14 protein-coding genes are annotated in these 16,440 nt (G+C 65.1%); 9 read left to right on the top strand and 5 right to left on the bottom strand.

Annotation, left to right across the window (positions count from 1 at the left end):
* Positions 1–2 precede the first annotated feature (2 nt).
* From K414_RS0104300 to K414_RS0104285, 4 genes are all read right to left on the bottom strand, one after another.
* Positions 3–746, bottom strand: coding sequence for a CPBP family intramembrane glutamic endopeptidase (locus K414_RS0104300; protein WP_027494825.1), 744 nt, complete (start codon positions 744–746; stop codon positions 3–5).
* Positions 747–765: 19 nt separating this feature from the next.
* Complete coding sequence (locus K414_RS0104295) at positions 766–2,037, bottom strand: DUF3533 domain-containing protein (RefSeq protein WP_027494824.1); 1,272 nt, start codon at positions 2,035–2,037, stop codon at positions 766–768.
* 175 nt (positions 2,038–2,212) lie between these two features.
* Positions 2,213–2,725, bottom strand: coding sequence for a peptide-methionine (S)-S-oxide reductase MsrA (gene msrA, locus K414_RS0104290; RefSeq protein ID WP_027494823.1), 513 nt, complete (start codon positions 2,723–2,725; stop codon positions 2,213–2,215).
* A 55-nt stretch (positions 2,726–2,780) separates the two neighbouring features.
* Positions 2,781–3,812 carry an NADP-dependent oxidoreductase gene (locus tag K414_RS0104285; RefSeq protein ID WP_027494822.1) on the bottom strand — a complete coding sequence of 344 codons (1,032 nt, stop codon included), beginning with the start codon at positions 3,810–3,812 and terminating at the stop codon, positions 2,781–2,783.
* Between the two features lie 75 nt (positions 3,813–3,887).
* Between K414_RS0104285 and K414_RS0104280 the strand changes: the two genes are divergently transcribed.
* Positions 3,888–4,724, top strand: a complete 837-nt coding sequence (locus tag K414_RS0104280) for a Cof-type HAD-IIB family hydrolase (protein ID WP_027494821.1) — start codon at positions 3,888–3,890, stop codon at positions 4,722–4,724.
* Between the two features lie 78 nt (positions 4,725–4,802).
* Here the strand turns inward: K414_RS0104280 and K414_RS0104275 are convergent, their stop codons facing one another.
* Complete coding sequence (locus K414_RS0104275; RefSeq protein WP_027494820.1) at positions 4,803–6,983, bottom strand: N-acetylmuramoyl-L-alanine amidase; 2,181 nt, start codon at positions 6,981–6,983, stop codon at positions 4,803–4,805.
* 181 nt (positions 6,984–7,164) lie between these two features.
* On the opposite strand from K414_RS0104275, the gene cobM reads away from it, so the two are divergent.
* The 8 genes from cobM to K414_RS0104235 all read left to right on the top strand — a co-directional run bounded on the left by cobM (position 7,165) and on the right by K414_RS0104235 (position 16,338).
* Positions 7,165–7,908: a precorrin-4 C(11)-methyltransferase gene (gene cobM, locus K414_RS0104270; RefSeq protein WP_027494819.1), complete on the top strand. Its 744-nt coding sequence runs from the start codon at positions 7,165–7,167 to the stop codon at positions 7,906–7,908.
* Complete coding sequence (gene cobF / locus K414_RS0104265) at positions 7,905–8,654, top strand: precorrin-6A synthase (deacetylating) (protein WP_027494818.1); 750 nt, start codon at positions 7,905–7,907, stop codon at positions 8,652–8,654. Before cobM ends, cobF begins: the two co-directional genes overlap by 4 nt.
* A gap of 67 nt (positions 8,655–8,721) precedes the next feature.
* A complete protein-coding gene (glf, locus tag K414_RS0104260; protein WP_027494817.1) occupies positions 8,722–9,951 on the top strand; it encodes a UDP-galactopyranose mutase in 1,230 nt (409 codons plus the stop codon).
* On the top strand, positions 9,948–11,855 hold the full coding sequence (locus K414_RS0104255) for a glycosyltransferase (protein ID WP_027494816.1): 1,908 nt from the start codon (positions 9,948–9,950) through the stop codon (positions 11,853–11,855). The genes glf and K414_RS0104255 overlap by 4 nt, the downstream gene beginning before the upstream one ends.
* Complete coding sequence (locus tag K414_RS0104250) at positions 11,833–12,369, top strand: phosphatase PAP2 family protein (RefSeq protein ID WP_174557191.1); 537 nt, start codon at positions 11,833–11,835, stop codon at positions 12,367–12,369. The genes K414_RS0104255 and K414_RS0104250 overlap by 23 nt, the downstream gene beginning before the upstream one ends.
* Positions 12,366–13,271, top strand: coding sequence for a decaprenyl-phosphate phosphoribosyltransferase (locus tag K414_RS0104245; RefSeq protein WP_027494814.1), 906 nt, complete (start codon positions 12,366–12,368; stop codon positions 13,269–13,271). The genes K414_RS0104250 and K414_RS0104245 overlap by 4 nt, the downstream gene beginning before the upstream one ends.
* On the top strand, positions 13,249–15,114 hold the full coding sequence (gene zomB / locus K414_RS0104240) for a flagellar motor control protein ZomB (protein WP_027494813.1): 1,866 nt from the start codon (positions 13,249–13,251) through the stop codon (positions 15,112–15,114). Before K414_RS0104245 ends, zomB begins: the two co-directional genes overlap by 23 nt.
* Before the next feature lie 213 nt (positions 15,115–15,327).
* Complete coding sequence (locus tag K414_RS0104235) at positions 15,328–16,338, top strand: alpha/beta hydrolase family protein (protein ID WP_174557192.1); 1,011 nt, start codon at positions 15,328–15,330, stop codon at positions 16,336–16,338.
* Positions 16,339–16,440: the final 102 nt, after the last annotated feature.

The raw sequence follows: 16,440 nt of genomic DNA, 5'->3' as shown, positions 1-16,440 counted from the left end.
GCTCAGCTCGTCGATGCGTGCCACACGAGGGCTGCGGCCAGTGCGCCGAGTCCGTTCAACGACCAGTGCAGGGCGATGGGTGCGATGAGACTCCCGCTTCGGCTGCGCAGCCAGGTGAAGACGACCCCGGCTGCTGCGGTCGCGACGACTGCGAGCGCGATCCCGACGATTTGCCCGAACAGCCCGCCGCCGAGAAATCCGCTGAGTCCCACGTTCCCGGCGGTCAGGCCGAGCGAGGACGCGATGTGCCACAGACCGAACAGTAGGGATCCCGCCGCGAAGACTCCGCGGGCACCGTAGATGCGGCCCAACGTGCCGTGCAGCACCCCACGGAACGCAAGTTCTTCCGGGATGACCGTCTGCAGCGGAATGACGATCATCGAGGCGACCAGCGCCGCAGAGATGGTGGCATAGCGATCGGCCATGAAGAAGGGCCGCGTCATCGGTAGCAATGCACCGATGGCGATGACCGTCAGGACGATGCCGACGGCACCGAGTGCGTAGAGCGAACCCGTCTTCCACTGCTTGGGTGACAGTCCCAGCTCGGCCCATCCGAGTCCGCGACGGTTCGACAGGATCACCAGGAGAACGGCGGCGATCGGAACCGTCGCGATACTCGCCCACACCGTGGTGAAGTGTGCGATGAGGTTGGTGCCCACGAGGACGAGAACGACGATGGCGACGTCGAGATAGGCGCGGACGGCCCGTCGGGGTGCCACGCTCCCGGCTGGATTGACGGCAAGCATTGGATCGAGTGTACCGGCGTCAGCTGATGACACCCGGAGAATCGAGGCTTCTGTCGAGGCCCTTACGGTCGTAGAGAAGGGTGAACACCAGGCCGAACACGAGCCCGATGAGCAGCCCGAGGGACGTCATACCCACCGAATGCAGCAGGCCGGCGTCGGGCGAGGCGTTGAAGTACAGGATCGATCGGGTGCCGAGGAAAATCTGATGCATCGGCTCGAACTGGGCCAGCCACGTGAAAATCGGCGGGCTCGCCTCGAGAGGAATCGTGCCACCCGAGGACGGCAGGGCCAGGATGATGAAGACGACCAAGTTGACCAGCAACCCTGCTGTGCCGAATGCGGACATCACCGCCAGCGCCGTGAATCCGACGGCGGTGATCGCGAACGCGCCGTACATCCACAGGGTCCACGCATGGGTGATGGGCATGCTCAGCAAGTGGCTGATCAGTAGGTACAGGGCGGATACGAGCATGGCCAGAACGAACATCACCAGCCACTTGACCAACAGCGTCTGGAACCGGCTGATCCGGGTGGGTCCGCGGTGGATGTACTTCGGGCCGATTTCGGTTGGAGTGAACCCCAACAAGCCGTCGACGAGGGTGCTGACGATGGTCGCACCGGTGAATCCCGCCAGGACGAGCAGTAGCGCGTAGTAGAACGCAGACAGGCCACCGCCGGTACCGTCGGGCAGTGGATCGTGCTGGGCAACAATCACATTGATCGGCTGCGCCAACGTCAGAGCGCTCGCGCCCGCCAGGGGAGTGTCGCCGAGCTGCTGGCGAACCTGATCGGTGATCTGTTGGCCCACGGTCTGATTCACCGATTCGAATGCAGGAGTGGCCACTCCGGTCACGAGCGACATTCCGAAGCTACCCGCCCGCGGATTGGTGTAGACGGTGATGATCGGCTTCTCGATATCACCGGGAACGATGCTGCCCTCGGCCAGGATTCCCATTCTCTTGGTGAAATCACTGGGGATGACGATGGAGCCGTAGACCTCGGCCGTGGACAGCAACGATTCGGCCTGCGCCGGGCCTACCTCGCGGAAAGCGACCTTCTCGGAATCGACGTTCTGAATCAATCCGTCGACGATGTCGTTGCCGATATTGCGTTGCTCACCCGCGAGGGTGTCGCCCTCGTCCTGGTTGACGATCGCAATGGGCAGATCGTGCAAGTTGCCCCGTGGATCGAGAACACCGCCCAGATACAGGGCCGCGAGAAACGACATGAGGGTCGAGACGACAAGGATCGGAGCGAGCCAGAAGCGCGGCGAACGAAGGACGTCGGCCATCGACCGAGGGGTTCTGTCGGGTGTCACCGGATCAGTGTCGCAAGTTCGGCTCCCATGTGCGCGGTAGTTCTACCTGTGGACCGTCGGCCGTCCGGAATGGGCGTTACGCCCTACCCATGTGAGTGGAACTTCGTAGCAGGCTACGAAGTTCCATGCACATGCGGCGCAGCCGCTCCTAGGCGGTTGCGCGACGCGGCAGCTTCCAGTCCGGGCGAACCCAGTGGCAGGTGTAGCCCTCGGGGTACTTCTGCAGGTAGTCCTGGTGCTCGGGTTCGGCTTCCCAGAAATCTCCTGCCGGGGTCACCTCGGTGACGACCTTGCCCGGCCACAGGCCCGACGCGTCGACATCGGCGATCGTGTCCTCGGCCACGCGCTTCTGCTCGTCGTTCAGGTAGAAGATGGCCGAGCGGTAGCTGGCTCCGATGTCGTTGCCCTGACGATTCTTCGTGGTGGGATCGTGGATCTGGAAGAAGAACTCCAGCAGATCCCGGTACGACGTCTGGGTGGGGTCATAGATCACTTCGAGGCCCTCGGCGTGGTTGCCGTGGTTGCGGTACGTCGCGTTGGGGACTTCGCCGCCGGTGTAGCCGACGCGAGTGGAGACCACCCCGGGCAGCTTGCGGACGAGCTCCTCGGCTCCCCAGAAGCATCCTCCAGCGAGAATGGCGGTTTCGGTGGCTGCAGACATGTGCTCTCCTAGTTCTCTATCGAGCGATACGTGGGGTCCAACGAACGAGTCGTCCTCATAATTCCGAATCGTGGGTGCGTTCGCCGACCTCCAGGACGAGTTTGCCGGTATTGGCACCGTCGAACAACAGGTTGAGCGTCGATCCGAACGCCGTGATTCCGCCGATCTCGATCTGCTCGCGCGCGGTCATCTTGCCGCTGGTGAGCAACTCCGACAGAGCGTCGACGCCTTCCTGATAGCGATCGAGATAGTCGAAGATGATGAACCCGGTCATCGACGCACGGTTGATCAGCAGAGACAGGTAGTGCGCGGGTCCGGGCTGCGGTTCGGTGGCGTTGTAGCCGGAGATGGCCCCGCACAACACCACTCGCGCACCCTTACGCAGGCGCGAGAGCGCCGCATCGAGAATCTCGCCGCCGACGTTGTCGAAATACACGTCGATGCCCTTCGGCGCAGCGGCCTTGAGGGCCTTGTACACCGACTCGTTCTTGTAGTCGATCGCTGCGTCGAAGCCCAGCTCCTCGGTGAGCCAGGCGCACTTCTCGGGTCCGCCGGCAATCCCGATCACGTTGGCTCCCTTGGCTTTCGCGATCTGACCCGCGATGCTGCCGACGGCGCCAGCCGCTCCGGAGATGACGACGGTATCGCCCTCGGCCAGCTTGCCGACGTCCATCAACCCGAAGTAGGCCGTCAATCCTGGAAAGCCGAGGGCACCGAGCCACGTGGGTGCCGGTGCGATCGATTCGTCGACCTTCTGCACTCCCGACCCGTCCGAGATCGCATGCTCGGTGACGCCGAACGAGCCCGAAACGACCTCGCCCACAGCGTAATCCGGATGCCGGGACTCGAGGACGCGGCCGACGGCATGAGCACGCATCACCTCACCGATGCCGACGGGAGGCACGTACGAGCGCGCATCGTTGAGCCAACCGCGCATGGCGGGATCGAGGGAAACGTAGTCGACGGTGACGACGAATTCGCCGTCGCCCGGGGTGGGGATGGGTTCCTCGGTGAGATCCCACGTCGACTCGTCGGGACGCCCCACGGGCCGCTGAGCCAAGCGGATCTGACGGTTCACGGATGTCATCTACCGTTCCTTCCACATCGAAGACGTGCATGTCGAAAACAGGGTCCTTCGACACTAGGGCAGAATGACGTCACGATGACCAACGCGCCGAACACCACCCGCCTCGCCCCTCGCCTCGTCGCCAGCGATGTCGACGGGACCCTGCTCGACCAGCACGAACGTGTCAGTGAACGCACCAAGCGAGCTGTCGCAGCCGTCGTAGCGGACGGAGTGCCGTTCGTGCTGTCCACCGGTAGGCCGCCGCGGTGGATCCACCCCGTCGTCGACGGTCTCGGATACGCGCCGATGTCGGTGTGCGCCAACGGTGCGGTCATCTACGACGCGGCCACCGATCGCGTGCTCAGTGCGGAGACCCTCGATGTCGAGACGCTGCAGTGGCTGGCCGACGTCGCGTACCGCGCGCTACCCGGCTGCGGTCTCGCGGCCGAGCGCGTCGGTCGATCGGCGCACGACGCGGCGACGCCGCAGTTCGTCAGCTCGCCCGGCTACGAGCACGCGTGGCTCAATCCCGACAACGTCGAGATGTCCGAGGACGACGTCGTCGACGTCCCCGCGGTGAAGCTCTTGATACGTCTGTCGGGATCGACCAGCGGCCACATGGCGAACATTCTCTCGCCGCTGATCTCCGGCCGCGCCGACCTGACCTTCTCCACCGACAACGGGCTCATCGAACTGTCGGCGCCGGGCGTCACGAAGGCGTCGGGCCTGGCGAAGGTCGCCGAGACCCTGTCCGTGGACGTCGCCGACATCGTCGCCTTCGGGGACATGCCCAACGACGTCCCGATGCTGTCGATGGTCGGCCTGGGCGTCGCCATGGGCAACGCGCATCCGGCTGCCGTCGCCGCCGCGGACGAAGTGACCGTCACCAACGCAGACGACGGAGTGGCGCAGGTACTCGAACGCTGGTGGTGATACGCCGGTACAGGGGCGCATCGAACACGACAAGGGCCGAGTCACCACGGTGACTCGGCCCTTGTCGACTGTCTGAACTCAGCCCGCGGGTGCGGGCTCCGGTGCCGGAGCGGGCTCGGCAACAGGTGCCGGCTCCACCGGCGCGGCGACCGGCTTCTGCATTTCTGCGTTGTAGGTGTCGTTGTACGTCTTGATGACCGTGGTCACGATGCCGGTGAGCTCGTTGAAGATGAGCGAACCGTTCTCGAAGTCCGTGCGGAAGCCCTCCGGCACCTTGAACTCGTCGGTGAGCGGCAGACCGAGGACGCCGTCGACGCCACCCTGCTGCAGGTACTGCTGGAAGATCTTGCCGATGACGGCCACGGCCTGGCCGGCCATGTTGGTGATGATCTCGCCGTTCTGGAACTGAGCCTTCTCGCGGCCGCCGCTGACCTGAACCAGGCCGCTGACCGGTACGCCGAGAGCGCCGGTTTCGCCGCCCGAGGACAACCACTTCTGCGCGACGGGGCTCGTCGACGCCAGGCGCTGCAATTCTGCGACCAGGGCCGGGATGTTCTCGCCCAGAGTCGAACTGACGTCCGTGCCCGGACGTGACGGTGCCGGGTCGGTCACCGCGGTATCCGGTGCGGTGGCATCGGGCGCGGTCTCGGGTGCTGCCGGTGTGACGTCGTCGCCGCCGCCGAGGTTCGCGGCCGCGATGTCGCGGATCTCCCCGAGCCTGGCGTATCCGGCGTCACCGGGGCATTCGGTGTTGCCGACGTCGCGGTGACCGAAGATCACCGGCAGGTCGACGGTCTTGCCTTTGCCGATGAACGTGAAATCCGTTCCCTCGGAGGTCATCGTCGTGGTCCCCTTGGGATCCAGACCGGCCTTGCCGAGTCGCCAGCCGAGGAACTTGCCGACCGAATCGACGGTCTCCTGCGACGGATCCTGAGTGGAGTAGTCGCCCATCATGGCCACTCCGACGGTGTTCTCGTTGAATCCACCGGCGTGCGCACCCTGGACCGGCTTGTCCAAGCCGCCGGCGCGACCCTCGAAGATCTGGCCGTACTTGTCGACGAGTGCGTTGTAGCCGATGTCGCACCAGCCCAGAGTCTGTGCGTGGTACGCGTAGATGGCGCGGACGATCTCGGCCGATTCGGACTTCGAGTAGTCGTTGCTGCCTGCGGTGTGGTGCACGGTGGCACCGCCGATGAAATCGTCGATTGTCGGGTTGGCGCAACGGATCGACTCGTCGGCACCCCACTGGGCGCGGGTGATGACGTTGGGACCTGCATCGCCCGCCACCGGAGTAGCGAGGTCGCTCAACGCCGAATCGGCGGGGGACGTGCCGGGGGTGATGAGCACGGCGCTGATGTCGCTCACTGCCGACGCCAACTGCTCGGCCGACACCTCAGGAGCGGCTTCGGGCGCAGCAGGCTCTATCGGTGCCGGATTCTGTTGGCGCAGCGGCTTGCTCGACGACGCGGGTGTGTAGCCCAAAGGCTGCTCCGCAACGGCGGGAGCAGGTGCAGTGGCATCGGAAGGCAGCGGAACAACCGGGACCTCCGGAACCGGCGGCGTTGCGAAGCTTTCGGGAGCAGCACTGCTCGTCAGCGGAGTCAACAGCACCTGCACGGCCTTGGTGAGCCCCACGAAGATCGGTTCGGTGCCCTGCTTTTCCGCAGCGGGAACGGCGTCGCTCGCAGTGGTATCCACCGGTGCGGTCTGCAGCCACGGGCCCCAGGATCCGTCCTCGAGCTGCCGTCGAACCTGTGCGCTCGCGCCGTTCAGCTGCTCGGAGGTCAACGCCACCATGCTGAACGGGGTGTCCTGCGAGATTTCCTTGACTGCGGCTCCGAGCGGCGGACCGGTGGGGTCGGCAGCCTCAGGATTGACCGGTGCCGAGGCGTCCACCCTGGGGATCGGGGCCTGCGCGGTTGCGCCACCCGGAGCCGGCGTCGTGAGACCCGGGATGTCGGGAATCTCGATCGGCGGGATCACGATGGAGTCCGGCAGCGGCAGGTATTTCAGATCGGAGAGCCGCAGATCGGGCAGCGGCAGGCCGGTGAGCTCCTGCAGCGGAATGACGATGTCCGGCGCAGCGCTCAGCGCGGTCTCGACGATCTTCGTCGGCACGGTGACCGGGGTTGTCTCGTTGGCCGGTCGAACTCCGGTGGTCGTGCTGTCTGTCAGCCCTGCGACCGCAAACGGGGTCGCGACGGCGAGTAGTGCGACAGCACCGAGAACGATCGACGGCTTCGTTCGACGGTTCGGCAAGGCGGTACTCCCTGGTTGGTGGTAGGTACGCGTCGTAGGATCTCCACTGCTGAACAACATGAATCACATCAGCAACATGAGTCCCATCAGACACAAGGCTAAACCTTAGCTTGACAGTTAGCCACAGCCGGGAAGTTCCAGTGGCGCGGCGCGTCGGGCGCGTCACCTACGCTTTCCACCTGTGACTGTGCACTTCATCGGAGCCGGACCCGGAGCGGCAGACCTGCTCACGCTGCGGGCCGTCGAGTTCCTGCGATCCAGTCCGGTGTGTGTCTACGCCGGTACCTACATCGACGACGCCATCCTCGAACATTGCTCGGCCGGTACTCGCCTGGTCGACACCGCGAAGCTCGATCTCGATGCCATCACCGCCGAACTCGTTGCGGCCGACCAGCGCGGGGACGACGTCGCACGCTTGTGCTCGGGTGACCCTTCCCTCTACTCCGCGATCGCAGAACAGTCGGCTCGACTCGACGCCGCGGGTGTGCCGTGGGACGTCACCCCGGGAGTGCCCGCCTACGCGGCCGCCGCGGCCACGTTGGGCGTCGAGCTGACCGTTCCCGAGGTGACGCAATCGGTGGTCCTCACTCGCGCGCAGGCCCGCTCGACGGCGATGCCGGACACCGAGGCGCTGGCCAACTTCGCCGCCACTCGCGCGACGTTGGCTTTGCATCTGGCCATCACCCGCACCCGTGTCCTCGCCGACGAGTTGGCGCAGTTCTACGGCTCGGACTGCCCCGCCGCGGTCGTCTTCCATGCCAGCAAGCCCGACGAGATCGTTCTGCGCGGCACTCTGGCCGACATCGCCGACCAGGTCGAGGCCGCCGGCCTTCGTCAAGCTGCGGTGATCCTCGTCGGTCCTGCTCTGGCCCGTCGTGTCGTCGCCGAATCCCACCTGTACGACGCCTGCCGGGACCGCTCGTGAAAATCCATCTGATCGGCATCGGCGGTGGTCACCCGGACCAGGTGACGGTGCAAGCCGTCGAGAAGCTGCGGGCCGTGGACGTGTTCGTCGTGGCAGACAAGGGTGCGTCCGTCGGGGATCTCGCAGCAGCCAGGCAGGAGATCCTCGAACGCCACCACGGTGGAAGCTACCGGGTCATCGAGGTGCCCGACCCCCCACGCGACCGGTCACCTCGGCAGTACGAGACCGCGGTCCTCGATTGGCACGACGCCCGCGCCCGGGCGTACGCCGACGTGCTCGACGGTCTCGCCGACGGCACCGTCGTGGGGTTTCTCGTCTGGGGAGACCCCGCGCTCTACGACAGCACGATCCGCGTCGTCGAGCGGATCGCCCAACTGCGCGGCGACATCGAGTTCGATGTCACACCCGGCATCTCCAGCGTGTCCATGCTGGCGGCGAGTCATCGACTCGTCCTCAATCGCATCGGGGGCCCGATCGTCATCACCACCGGCAGGAACCTGGCCGGCGACGTCGCAGCCGGGCTGGACAACCTCGTCGTCATGCTCGACGGCAACCTGGCCTGCAGTGCGCTGACCGGCGCAGGCTGGGGCATCCACTGGGGAGCCAACCTGGGTACGACCGACGAGAAGCTCGTGGCCGGGCCGCTCGACGACGTGCTCGACGACATTCGCCGCGCCCGCGCCGAGGTCAAAGAGGCACACGGCTGGGTGATGGATACCTACCTGCTCCGACGCCTGCCAGGTTGACACCGGACCGGCCGGGCGGTGCCTGGCGGGGTGGAGCCGTCACGATCGTCGGATACCCTGGTTGCCCGTGACTGCTGTAAGCCCCGAGACCACCTCTTCCGACGCCACCGCGACCGGCCGCTACGACCTCATCGTCGTCGGATCCGGGTTCTTCGGTCTGACCGTGGCAGAACGGGCGGCGTCCCAGCTGGGCAAGCGTGTTCTCGTTCTCGATCGGCGGCACCACCTGGGCGGCAACGCGTACTCGGAAGCCGAGCCCGAGACGGGTATCGAGATCCACAAGTACGGTGCGCACCTGTTCCACACGTCCAACAAGCGCGTGTGGGACTACGTCAACCAGTTCACCGACTTCACGGGCTACCAGCACCGCGTCTTCGCGCTGCACAACGGTCAGTCGTACCAGTTCCCGATGGGCCTGGGGCTGATCTCGCAGTTCTTCGGGAAGTTCTTCTCCCCGGCCGAGGCGCGGGCCCTGATCGAGGATCAGTCCAGTGAGTTCGACTCCAAGGACGCGCAGAACTTCGAGGAGAAGGCAATCTCGCTGATCGGACGTCCGCTCTACGAGGCGTTCATCCGGGACTACACGGCCAAGCAGTGGCAGACCGATCCGAAGGAACTGCCCGCGGGCAACATCACCCGGTTGCCGGTGCGCTACACCTTCGACAACCGCTACTTCAACGACACCTACGAGGGGCTGCCGGTCGACGGCTACACCGCGTGGCTCGAGAACATGACACGCGACGAGAAAATCGACGTTCGCCTGAACACCGACTGGTTCGATGTTCGCGACGAGTTGGTCGCCGAGAGCCCGGACGCCCCGATCGTCTACACCGGGCCGCTGGACCGCTACTTCGACTACTCCGAGGGCGAATTGGGCTGGCGCACCATCGATTTCGAGACCGAGGTGCTCCCGGTCGGCGATTTCCAGGGAACGCCGGTGATGAACTACAACGACGGCGACGTGCCGTTCATTCGGATCCACGAGTTCCGCCACTTCCATCCCGAGCGTGAGTACCCGACCGACAAGACGGTCATCATGCGCGAGTTCTCACGTTTCGCCGAGAGCGGCGACGAGCCGTACTACCCGATCAACACCCCCGACGACCGGCAGAAGCTCGAGGCGTACCGCAACCGCGCGAAGGCCGAGACGGCCTCCAACGGTGTGCTGTTCGGTGGTCGACTCGGCACGTACCAGTACCTCGACATGCACATGGCCATCGCGAGCGCACTGAACATGTACGACAACACCCTGGCCCCGCACTTCGAGACCGGCACCGCCCTGGCGGGGGACAAATGACCGCCAAGCATCTGCTCGAGGACGGGGTGGCAGACGTCGCGCCGGTCCTCGGAATATCGCTGTTGCAGCGTGTTCTGCTGCCCCGTTCGGGTGAGCCGCTCGACGTGCGCACGCTGTACCTCGAAGAAGCGACCACCAATGCCAAACGCGCGCACTCGCTCTCGCGTACCTCGCTCACCATCGGCGGCGAGTCCGAGGTGTCGTTCTGCACCTACTTCAACGCATTCCCGGCGAGCTACTGGCGGCGCTACAGCGTCCTGAAGTCCGTGGTGCTGCGCGTCGAGGTGTCCGGCCACTGCCGGATCGACGTCTACCGGTCCAAGGCCGATGCGTCGCGCATCCACGTCGAGGGCCGCGAGGCCGTGGACGGCGATGCGGCGCAAGAGTTTCTGATCGACCTCGGCCCGTTCGAGGACGGCGGGTGGATCTGGTTCGACATCACCTCCGACTCCGAGGTGGTCCTCGAGAGCGCGGGTTGGTACGCGCCGATCGAGGCTCCCGGCGAGGCGACCGTCGCCGTCGGCATCCCCACGTTCAATCGACCCACCGACGCCGTCAAAGCGCTTGTCGCCCTTGGCTCGGACCCGTTGGTGCTCGACGTGATCCAGGCCGTCATCATGCCGGATCAGGGCACCCGCAAGGCAAAGGACGAACCCGGCTTCGACGAGGCCGCAGCCGCACTCGGCGGCCGCCTCGCCATCCACGATCAGGCGAACCTCGGTGGGTCCGGTGGCTACAGCCGGATCATGTTCGAGGCGCTGAACAACACTGCGTGCCAGCACATTCTGTTCATGGACGACGACATCGAGATCGAGCCCGACTCGATTCTGCGGGCGTTGGCGATGTCGCGTTTCGCCAAGGTGCCCACGCTCGTCGGCGGCCAGATGCTGAATCTGCAGGCGCGTAGTCACCTGCACGTCATGGGTGAAGTGATCGACCGCGGGAACTTCATGTGGACCGGCGCGCAGAACGTCGAATACGACCACGACTTCTCCGAGGACCCGCTGCGCACCAGCAAGCTGCTGCACCGCCGCATCGACGTCGATTACAACGGCTGGTGGATGTGCATGATCCCGCGCGTCGTCGCCGAGGAACTCGGGCAGCCGTTGCCCCTGTTCATCAAGTGGGACGACGCCGAATACGGCTTGCGCGCACGCGAAGCCGGCTACCCGACGGTGACGCTGCCGGGTGCCGCGATCTGGCACATGGCGTGGAGCGACAAGGACGACGCCATCGACTGGCAGGCGTACTTCCACCTGCGCAACCGTCTCGTTGTCGCGTCGCTGCACATGCCGGGCGACGGCAAGGGCCTGGTTCTGGACACCATCAAGGCCACCGTCAAGCACCTGCTGTGCCTCGAGTACTCGACGGTCGCCATCCAGAACCTCGCGATCCGTGACTTCCTGGCCGGTCCCGAGCACATCCTGGAGATCCTGCCCACCGCGCTCCCGACGGTGCACGCACTGCGCAAGGAATTCCCCGACGCCGTCGTCGTCGGCAGTTCTACTGAGCTGCCGCTCGCATCCGGTGAGGAAGTCGGAGCCGTCGGCCTGCCGACCAACCCGATCTCCAAGGTCCGTCGTCTGGCCAAGGGCTTGCTGCACAACGTCAAGCCTGCGCACGAGCAGCACCACGAGCGTCCGCAGCTCAATGTGCCGACTCTCGACGCGCGCTGGTTCCTGCTGTCCCAGGTCGACGGCGTCACCGTCACGACAGCCGACGGTCGAGGCGTGGTCTACCGCAAGCGCGACCGTGCGCAGGCGGCGGCGTTGCTGAAGGAAGCGCTGTCGTTGCGCAAGCAGTTGGCAGCCGAATTCCCTGCGCTCAAGGCTCGATACCGTGATGCCGTGCCGCACCTGACCAGTAAGGAAACGTGGGAACGTGTCTTTCGTTACCAGGCGTAAAGGCCAGACCGAGGTGCCGACCGAAGTGCGCATCCTCGAGAAGGTGCAGGCAACGGTCGGCAGCGCCCCCGGTGCGATCACCGTCGCGCGCGGGATGTCGCACTTCGGCGAACATGCCCTCGGCTGGGTGGCGATAGCAGGTATCGGCGCTGCTCTGGACGCGCCGCGGCGACGCCAGTGGGCGTCGGTGGCCGTCGGTGCCGTCGGATCGCATGCCGCGTCCATCGTCATCAAGCGCATCGTGCGCAGGCCACGTCCCCACGATCCGGCCGTCCGGATCAATGTCTCGACGCCGAGCAAGCTGAGTTTCCCGTCGTCGCATGCGACATCCACCACAGCGGCTGCGGTTCTCCTCGGCCGCGTGACCGGGCTACCGTTACCGGCGGTCCTCGTCCCACCCATGTTGCTCTCGCGCTTGGTGCTCGGAGTCCATTACCCCACCGACGTGCTGGCCGGATCTGCACTCGGCGCGTTGACGGCTGCTGCCGTCGTGAAGTTCGAAGGAGACAAATGAGCGAGGATGCCGCACCCGTAGGCGCACCGCCGAAGAATCTGGCGGACGGCATCGTCAAGGCGCTTCGCCCGCGTCAGTGGGTCAAGAACGTGCTGGTCCTGGCCGCGCCGTTGGCGGCAGGCTCGGTCACCGATCGCGACGTGCTGCTGTCCGTCGCGCTCGCGTTCATCGTGTTCTGCTTCGCCGCCTCCGGTGTCTACCTGGTCAACGACGCCATGGACGTCGAGGCCGACCGCGCGCACCCCACCAAGCGGTTCCGGCCGATCGCTGCAGGAGTCCTGCCCGTCACGATCGCCTACGCGATGGCCGTGGTGTCGCTCGGACTCGCCGTCGGCCTGTCGTTCTTCGCAAACTGGAAGCTCGCGCTGGTCATCGGCGTCTACATCGTCATCCAGCTGGCGTACTGCTTCGGCCTCAAGCACCAGGCCGTGCTCGACATCTGCATCGTCTCCTCGGGCTTCCTGCTCCGCGCGATCGCCGGTGGCGTCGCTGCCTCGATCCCGCTCTCGCAGTGGTTCCTGCTGATCATGGCGTTCGGCTCGCTGTTCATGGCGGCAGGCAAGCGCTACGCCGAGCTGCAACTGGCCGAACGCACCGGGGCGAAGATCCGTAAGTCGCTCGAGAACTACACCACGACATATCTGCGCTTCGTGTGGACGCTGTCCGCGACGGCCGTCGTCATCTGCTACGGCCTGTGGGCTTTTCAACAGGACGCCGAAACGGACTCCAACTGGTTCGCCATCTCGATGATTCCGTTTACTATCGCAATCCTGCGATACGCAGTGGATGTAGACGGCGGCGAGGCAGGCGAACCCGAAGAGATCGCGTTGGGAGACAGGGTTCTCCAGCTACTCGCCATAGCGTGGATCGGAGTGGTTGGTGTCGCTGTCTACCTCGCCTGACCAGCGAGACACGCGAGAAGACACCCCGGCACCGGCGGTCTCGACCAGGGCGGTCTTCTGGGTCGGGACCGTCGTCACCGGTGCCCTGTTTCTGTGGGGTGCCTGGGAACGTCGCTGGATCGCCGACGACGGCCTGATCGTCCTGCGCACCGTCCGCAACCTGTTGGCCGGCAACGGCCCGGTGTTCAACGCGGGCGAGCGGGTCGAGACCAACACGAGCACCATCTGGACGTACCTCGTCTACGCGGGTAGCTGGCTCAGCGACGGCCGGCTCGAGTACGTGGTCCTGACGATCGCGCTCGTGCTGTCCACAGCGGCCGTCGTCATCGCGATGATCGGCACGTTCGCCCTGCGTGGGCGCACTGCGTCACGCACTCTCTTCCTCCCCGCCGGTGTACTGGTGTACATCGCGGTACCGCCGGCCCGTGACTTCGCCACGTCCGGACTCGAGACCTGCCTGGTCATCTTCTGGCTGGCGGTTTTGTGGCTGCTGATGGTGCGGTGGGGGCAACGCCGTGGCGGTGGCGTCGAGCTGCTGCTGCTGGCCTTCTTCACCGGCCTGGGCCCGCTGGTGCGCCCCGAGCTGTCCATCGTGTCGGTTCTGGCACTCGCGATGATCTTCCTCGCCCCGCAGACGTGGTTGTCGAGGCTGCGCGTGTTCGCATTCGCGGGCGCGGTTCCCGTGCTGTACCAAATTTGGCGCATGGGCTACTACGGCCTTCCGTACCCCAACACCGCAGTGTCCAAGGACGCCGGCGGTGCCAAGTGGTCGCAAGGGTGGGCGTATCTGACCAACCTGATGGGACCGTACCTACTGTGGCTCCCGCTGGTGCTGCTCCTGCTCGGTGCCGCCCTGTCGGTGACACGAGTGCGCCCGACGCTGCCCAGATCAGTGGGCGGCCTGCTCGCCGCGTTGCGCACGCCGACCGCTGTCGTCGTATTCGTGCTCGTCAGTGGATTGTTGCTCGCGGTCTACGCAATTCGAGTCGGTGGCGATTTCATGCACGGGCGAACATTGTTGCCCGCCCTGTTCACGCTGCTGTTGCCCATTTCGATATTGCCCGTCGCGCTCCCGCAACGATGGTCCGGTAATCGTGCGACTGCTGTTTTCGTCGCAGATGTATTCGTCTGGGGTGGGATCGTCTTCTGGGCTGTGATTGCGGCGAACACGACGGGAATGCCCCAGGGCTCGATCGTCGGACGAAGCGGAATCGTCGACGAACGAGCGTTCTATTCGCTCAACACCGGGCACGCTCATCCGATCCTGGCGTCGGACTATCTCGACTATCCGCGGATGCGGGCGATGGTTCAGGCGATCGACGACACCCCGGACGGCGGATTGCTGCTGCCGTCCGCGCAATTCACCTACTGGGATGTCGTCCCGCCGCCCCTCCCGATCCCCGAGGGTGGATTCGGTCACACCGTCTACTTCCTCAACCTGGGGATGACGAGCATGAACGTCGGCCTCGACGTGCGGGTCATCGACCAGATGGGGCTGGCGTACCCGTTGGCATCGCACACCGAACGCCTCGAGAACGGCCGTATCGGTCACGACAAGAACCTCTACCCGGACTGGGTCGTCGCAGATCTGGGACTGGTCGGCATCCATCCGTACCTGCCCTGGTACATGGACGAGGACTGGGTGACCGAAGCTCAGGTGGCGTTGACCTGCCCGGACACCCAGGAATTGCTGACGTCCTACCGAGCACCGCTGACGAAGGATCTGTTCGTCCGGAATGTGAAACGTTCGTTGTTCTATGCCGGTTATCGATTCGACCGGGTGCCGAAATACGAAATACAGCGATGTGATCTTCCGGCACCTGTATTGAAGGCCGATAATTAGCCGACAGAACACGAGAAGATCACCGGGTTGCGCCGATTCGGTCTCGACGCGAAGATGAGCTGTCTCGATCCTGTAACGGGCGACGTACTTCGTGCGATAAGTGCGGAGGATATGTATGCGCCAGACCCTGGGTCGGGCGCATACATGATGAACTTGCGAGATCAATCGTTGATTGCGTAACCGATGTGACGAAGCTGCTGAGAGGTCGAGTGCATGCTGGGTAGATGGAAGAGCCGGTCCGGGGACAAGCGAGCGGGCTCCTGGGGACGCCGCGCCGCAACATCCATGCTGATGGCAGTGGTGCTACCACTGGGCTTGGCCGTGGCGGGCGGTGGCGCAACTGCCAACGCAGCGTTCGACGGCAACGCCATCGACGTCTGGACGGACTCGAGCATGGGCCCGATCAAGAGCCGGGTGTGGCGGGCAGCGGACGGTAACACCAACCGCGTCGTCTACCTGCTCGACGGCCTGCGCGCCACGACGGACATCTCGGGCTGGGAGCACGAGACCGACGCCGGAGCAGTTCTCGCCTCGTGGAACATCAACGTCGTCGAGCCGGTCGGTGGACAGTCGAGCTTCTACTCCGACTGGTACGCACCGTCCAACTTCAACGGTCAGAAGACCACCTACAAGTGGGAAACCTTCCTGACGCAGAACCTCCGCGAGAACCTGCGCGCGAACTACGGCTTCAACCCGAACCGCAACGGTGTCATCGGTATCTCGATGGGCGGCTCCGCAGCCCTCACGCTGGCTGCGTACCACCCGGACCAGTTCAGCTACGCCGGTTCGCTGTCGGGCTACCTGAACATCTCCGCACCCGGCATGCGCGAGGCGATGCGCCTGGCACTGCTGGACTCCGGCCGCTACAACATCGACGCGATGTGGGGCCCGCCGTGGGATCCGGCATGGCTGCGCAACGACCCGTTCGTCTTTGCGCCTCGCTTGCGTGACAACGGCACGCGAGTGTGGGTCTTCGCAGGCAGCGGTCTGCCCGGCGGTCTCGATCGCCCACAGAGCTTCATCGATTACTACAACACCGCGAACGGTATGGGCCTCGAGGCCATCGCCCTGGCGAACAGCCGCGCCTTCCAGATCCGCATGGCGAGCATCGGTGCCAACAACGTCACGTATGCGTTCCCGGCCGTCGGTACCCACCAGTGGGGCTACTGGGGCGAGCAGATCCGCGTCATGGCACCGGACCTGAGCGCCAACATCGGTAACTGATCCACCCGACAGCGTTTGCTGTCGCAGTCCCCGCTTTCGGCCCTGTAGTGATATTTCACGACTTTTCAGGGCTGTTCAGCGGGGACCGCGCAGGATAGTCTC

This window comes from Rhodococcus sp. JG-3 (genome assembly GCF_000482405.1).
In the GTDB taxonomy this organism is placed as follows: Bacteria; Actinomycetota; Actinomycetes; order Mycobacteriales; family Mycobacteriaceae; genus Rhodococcoides; species Rhodococcoides fascians.
Note: the sequence above shows the minus strand (reverse complement) of the source record. Positions and strands in the feature narration are given on the sequence as shown.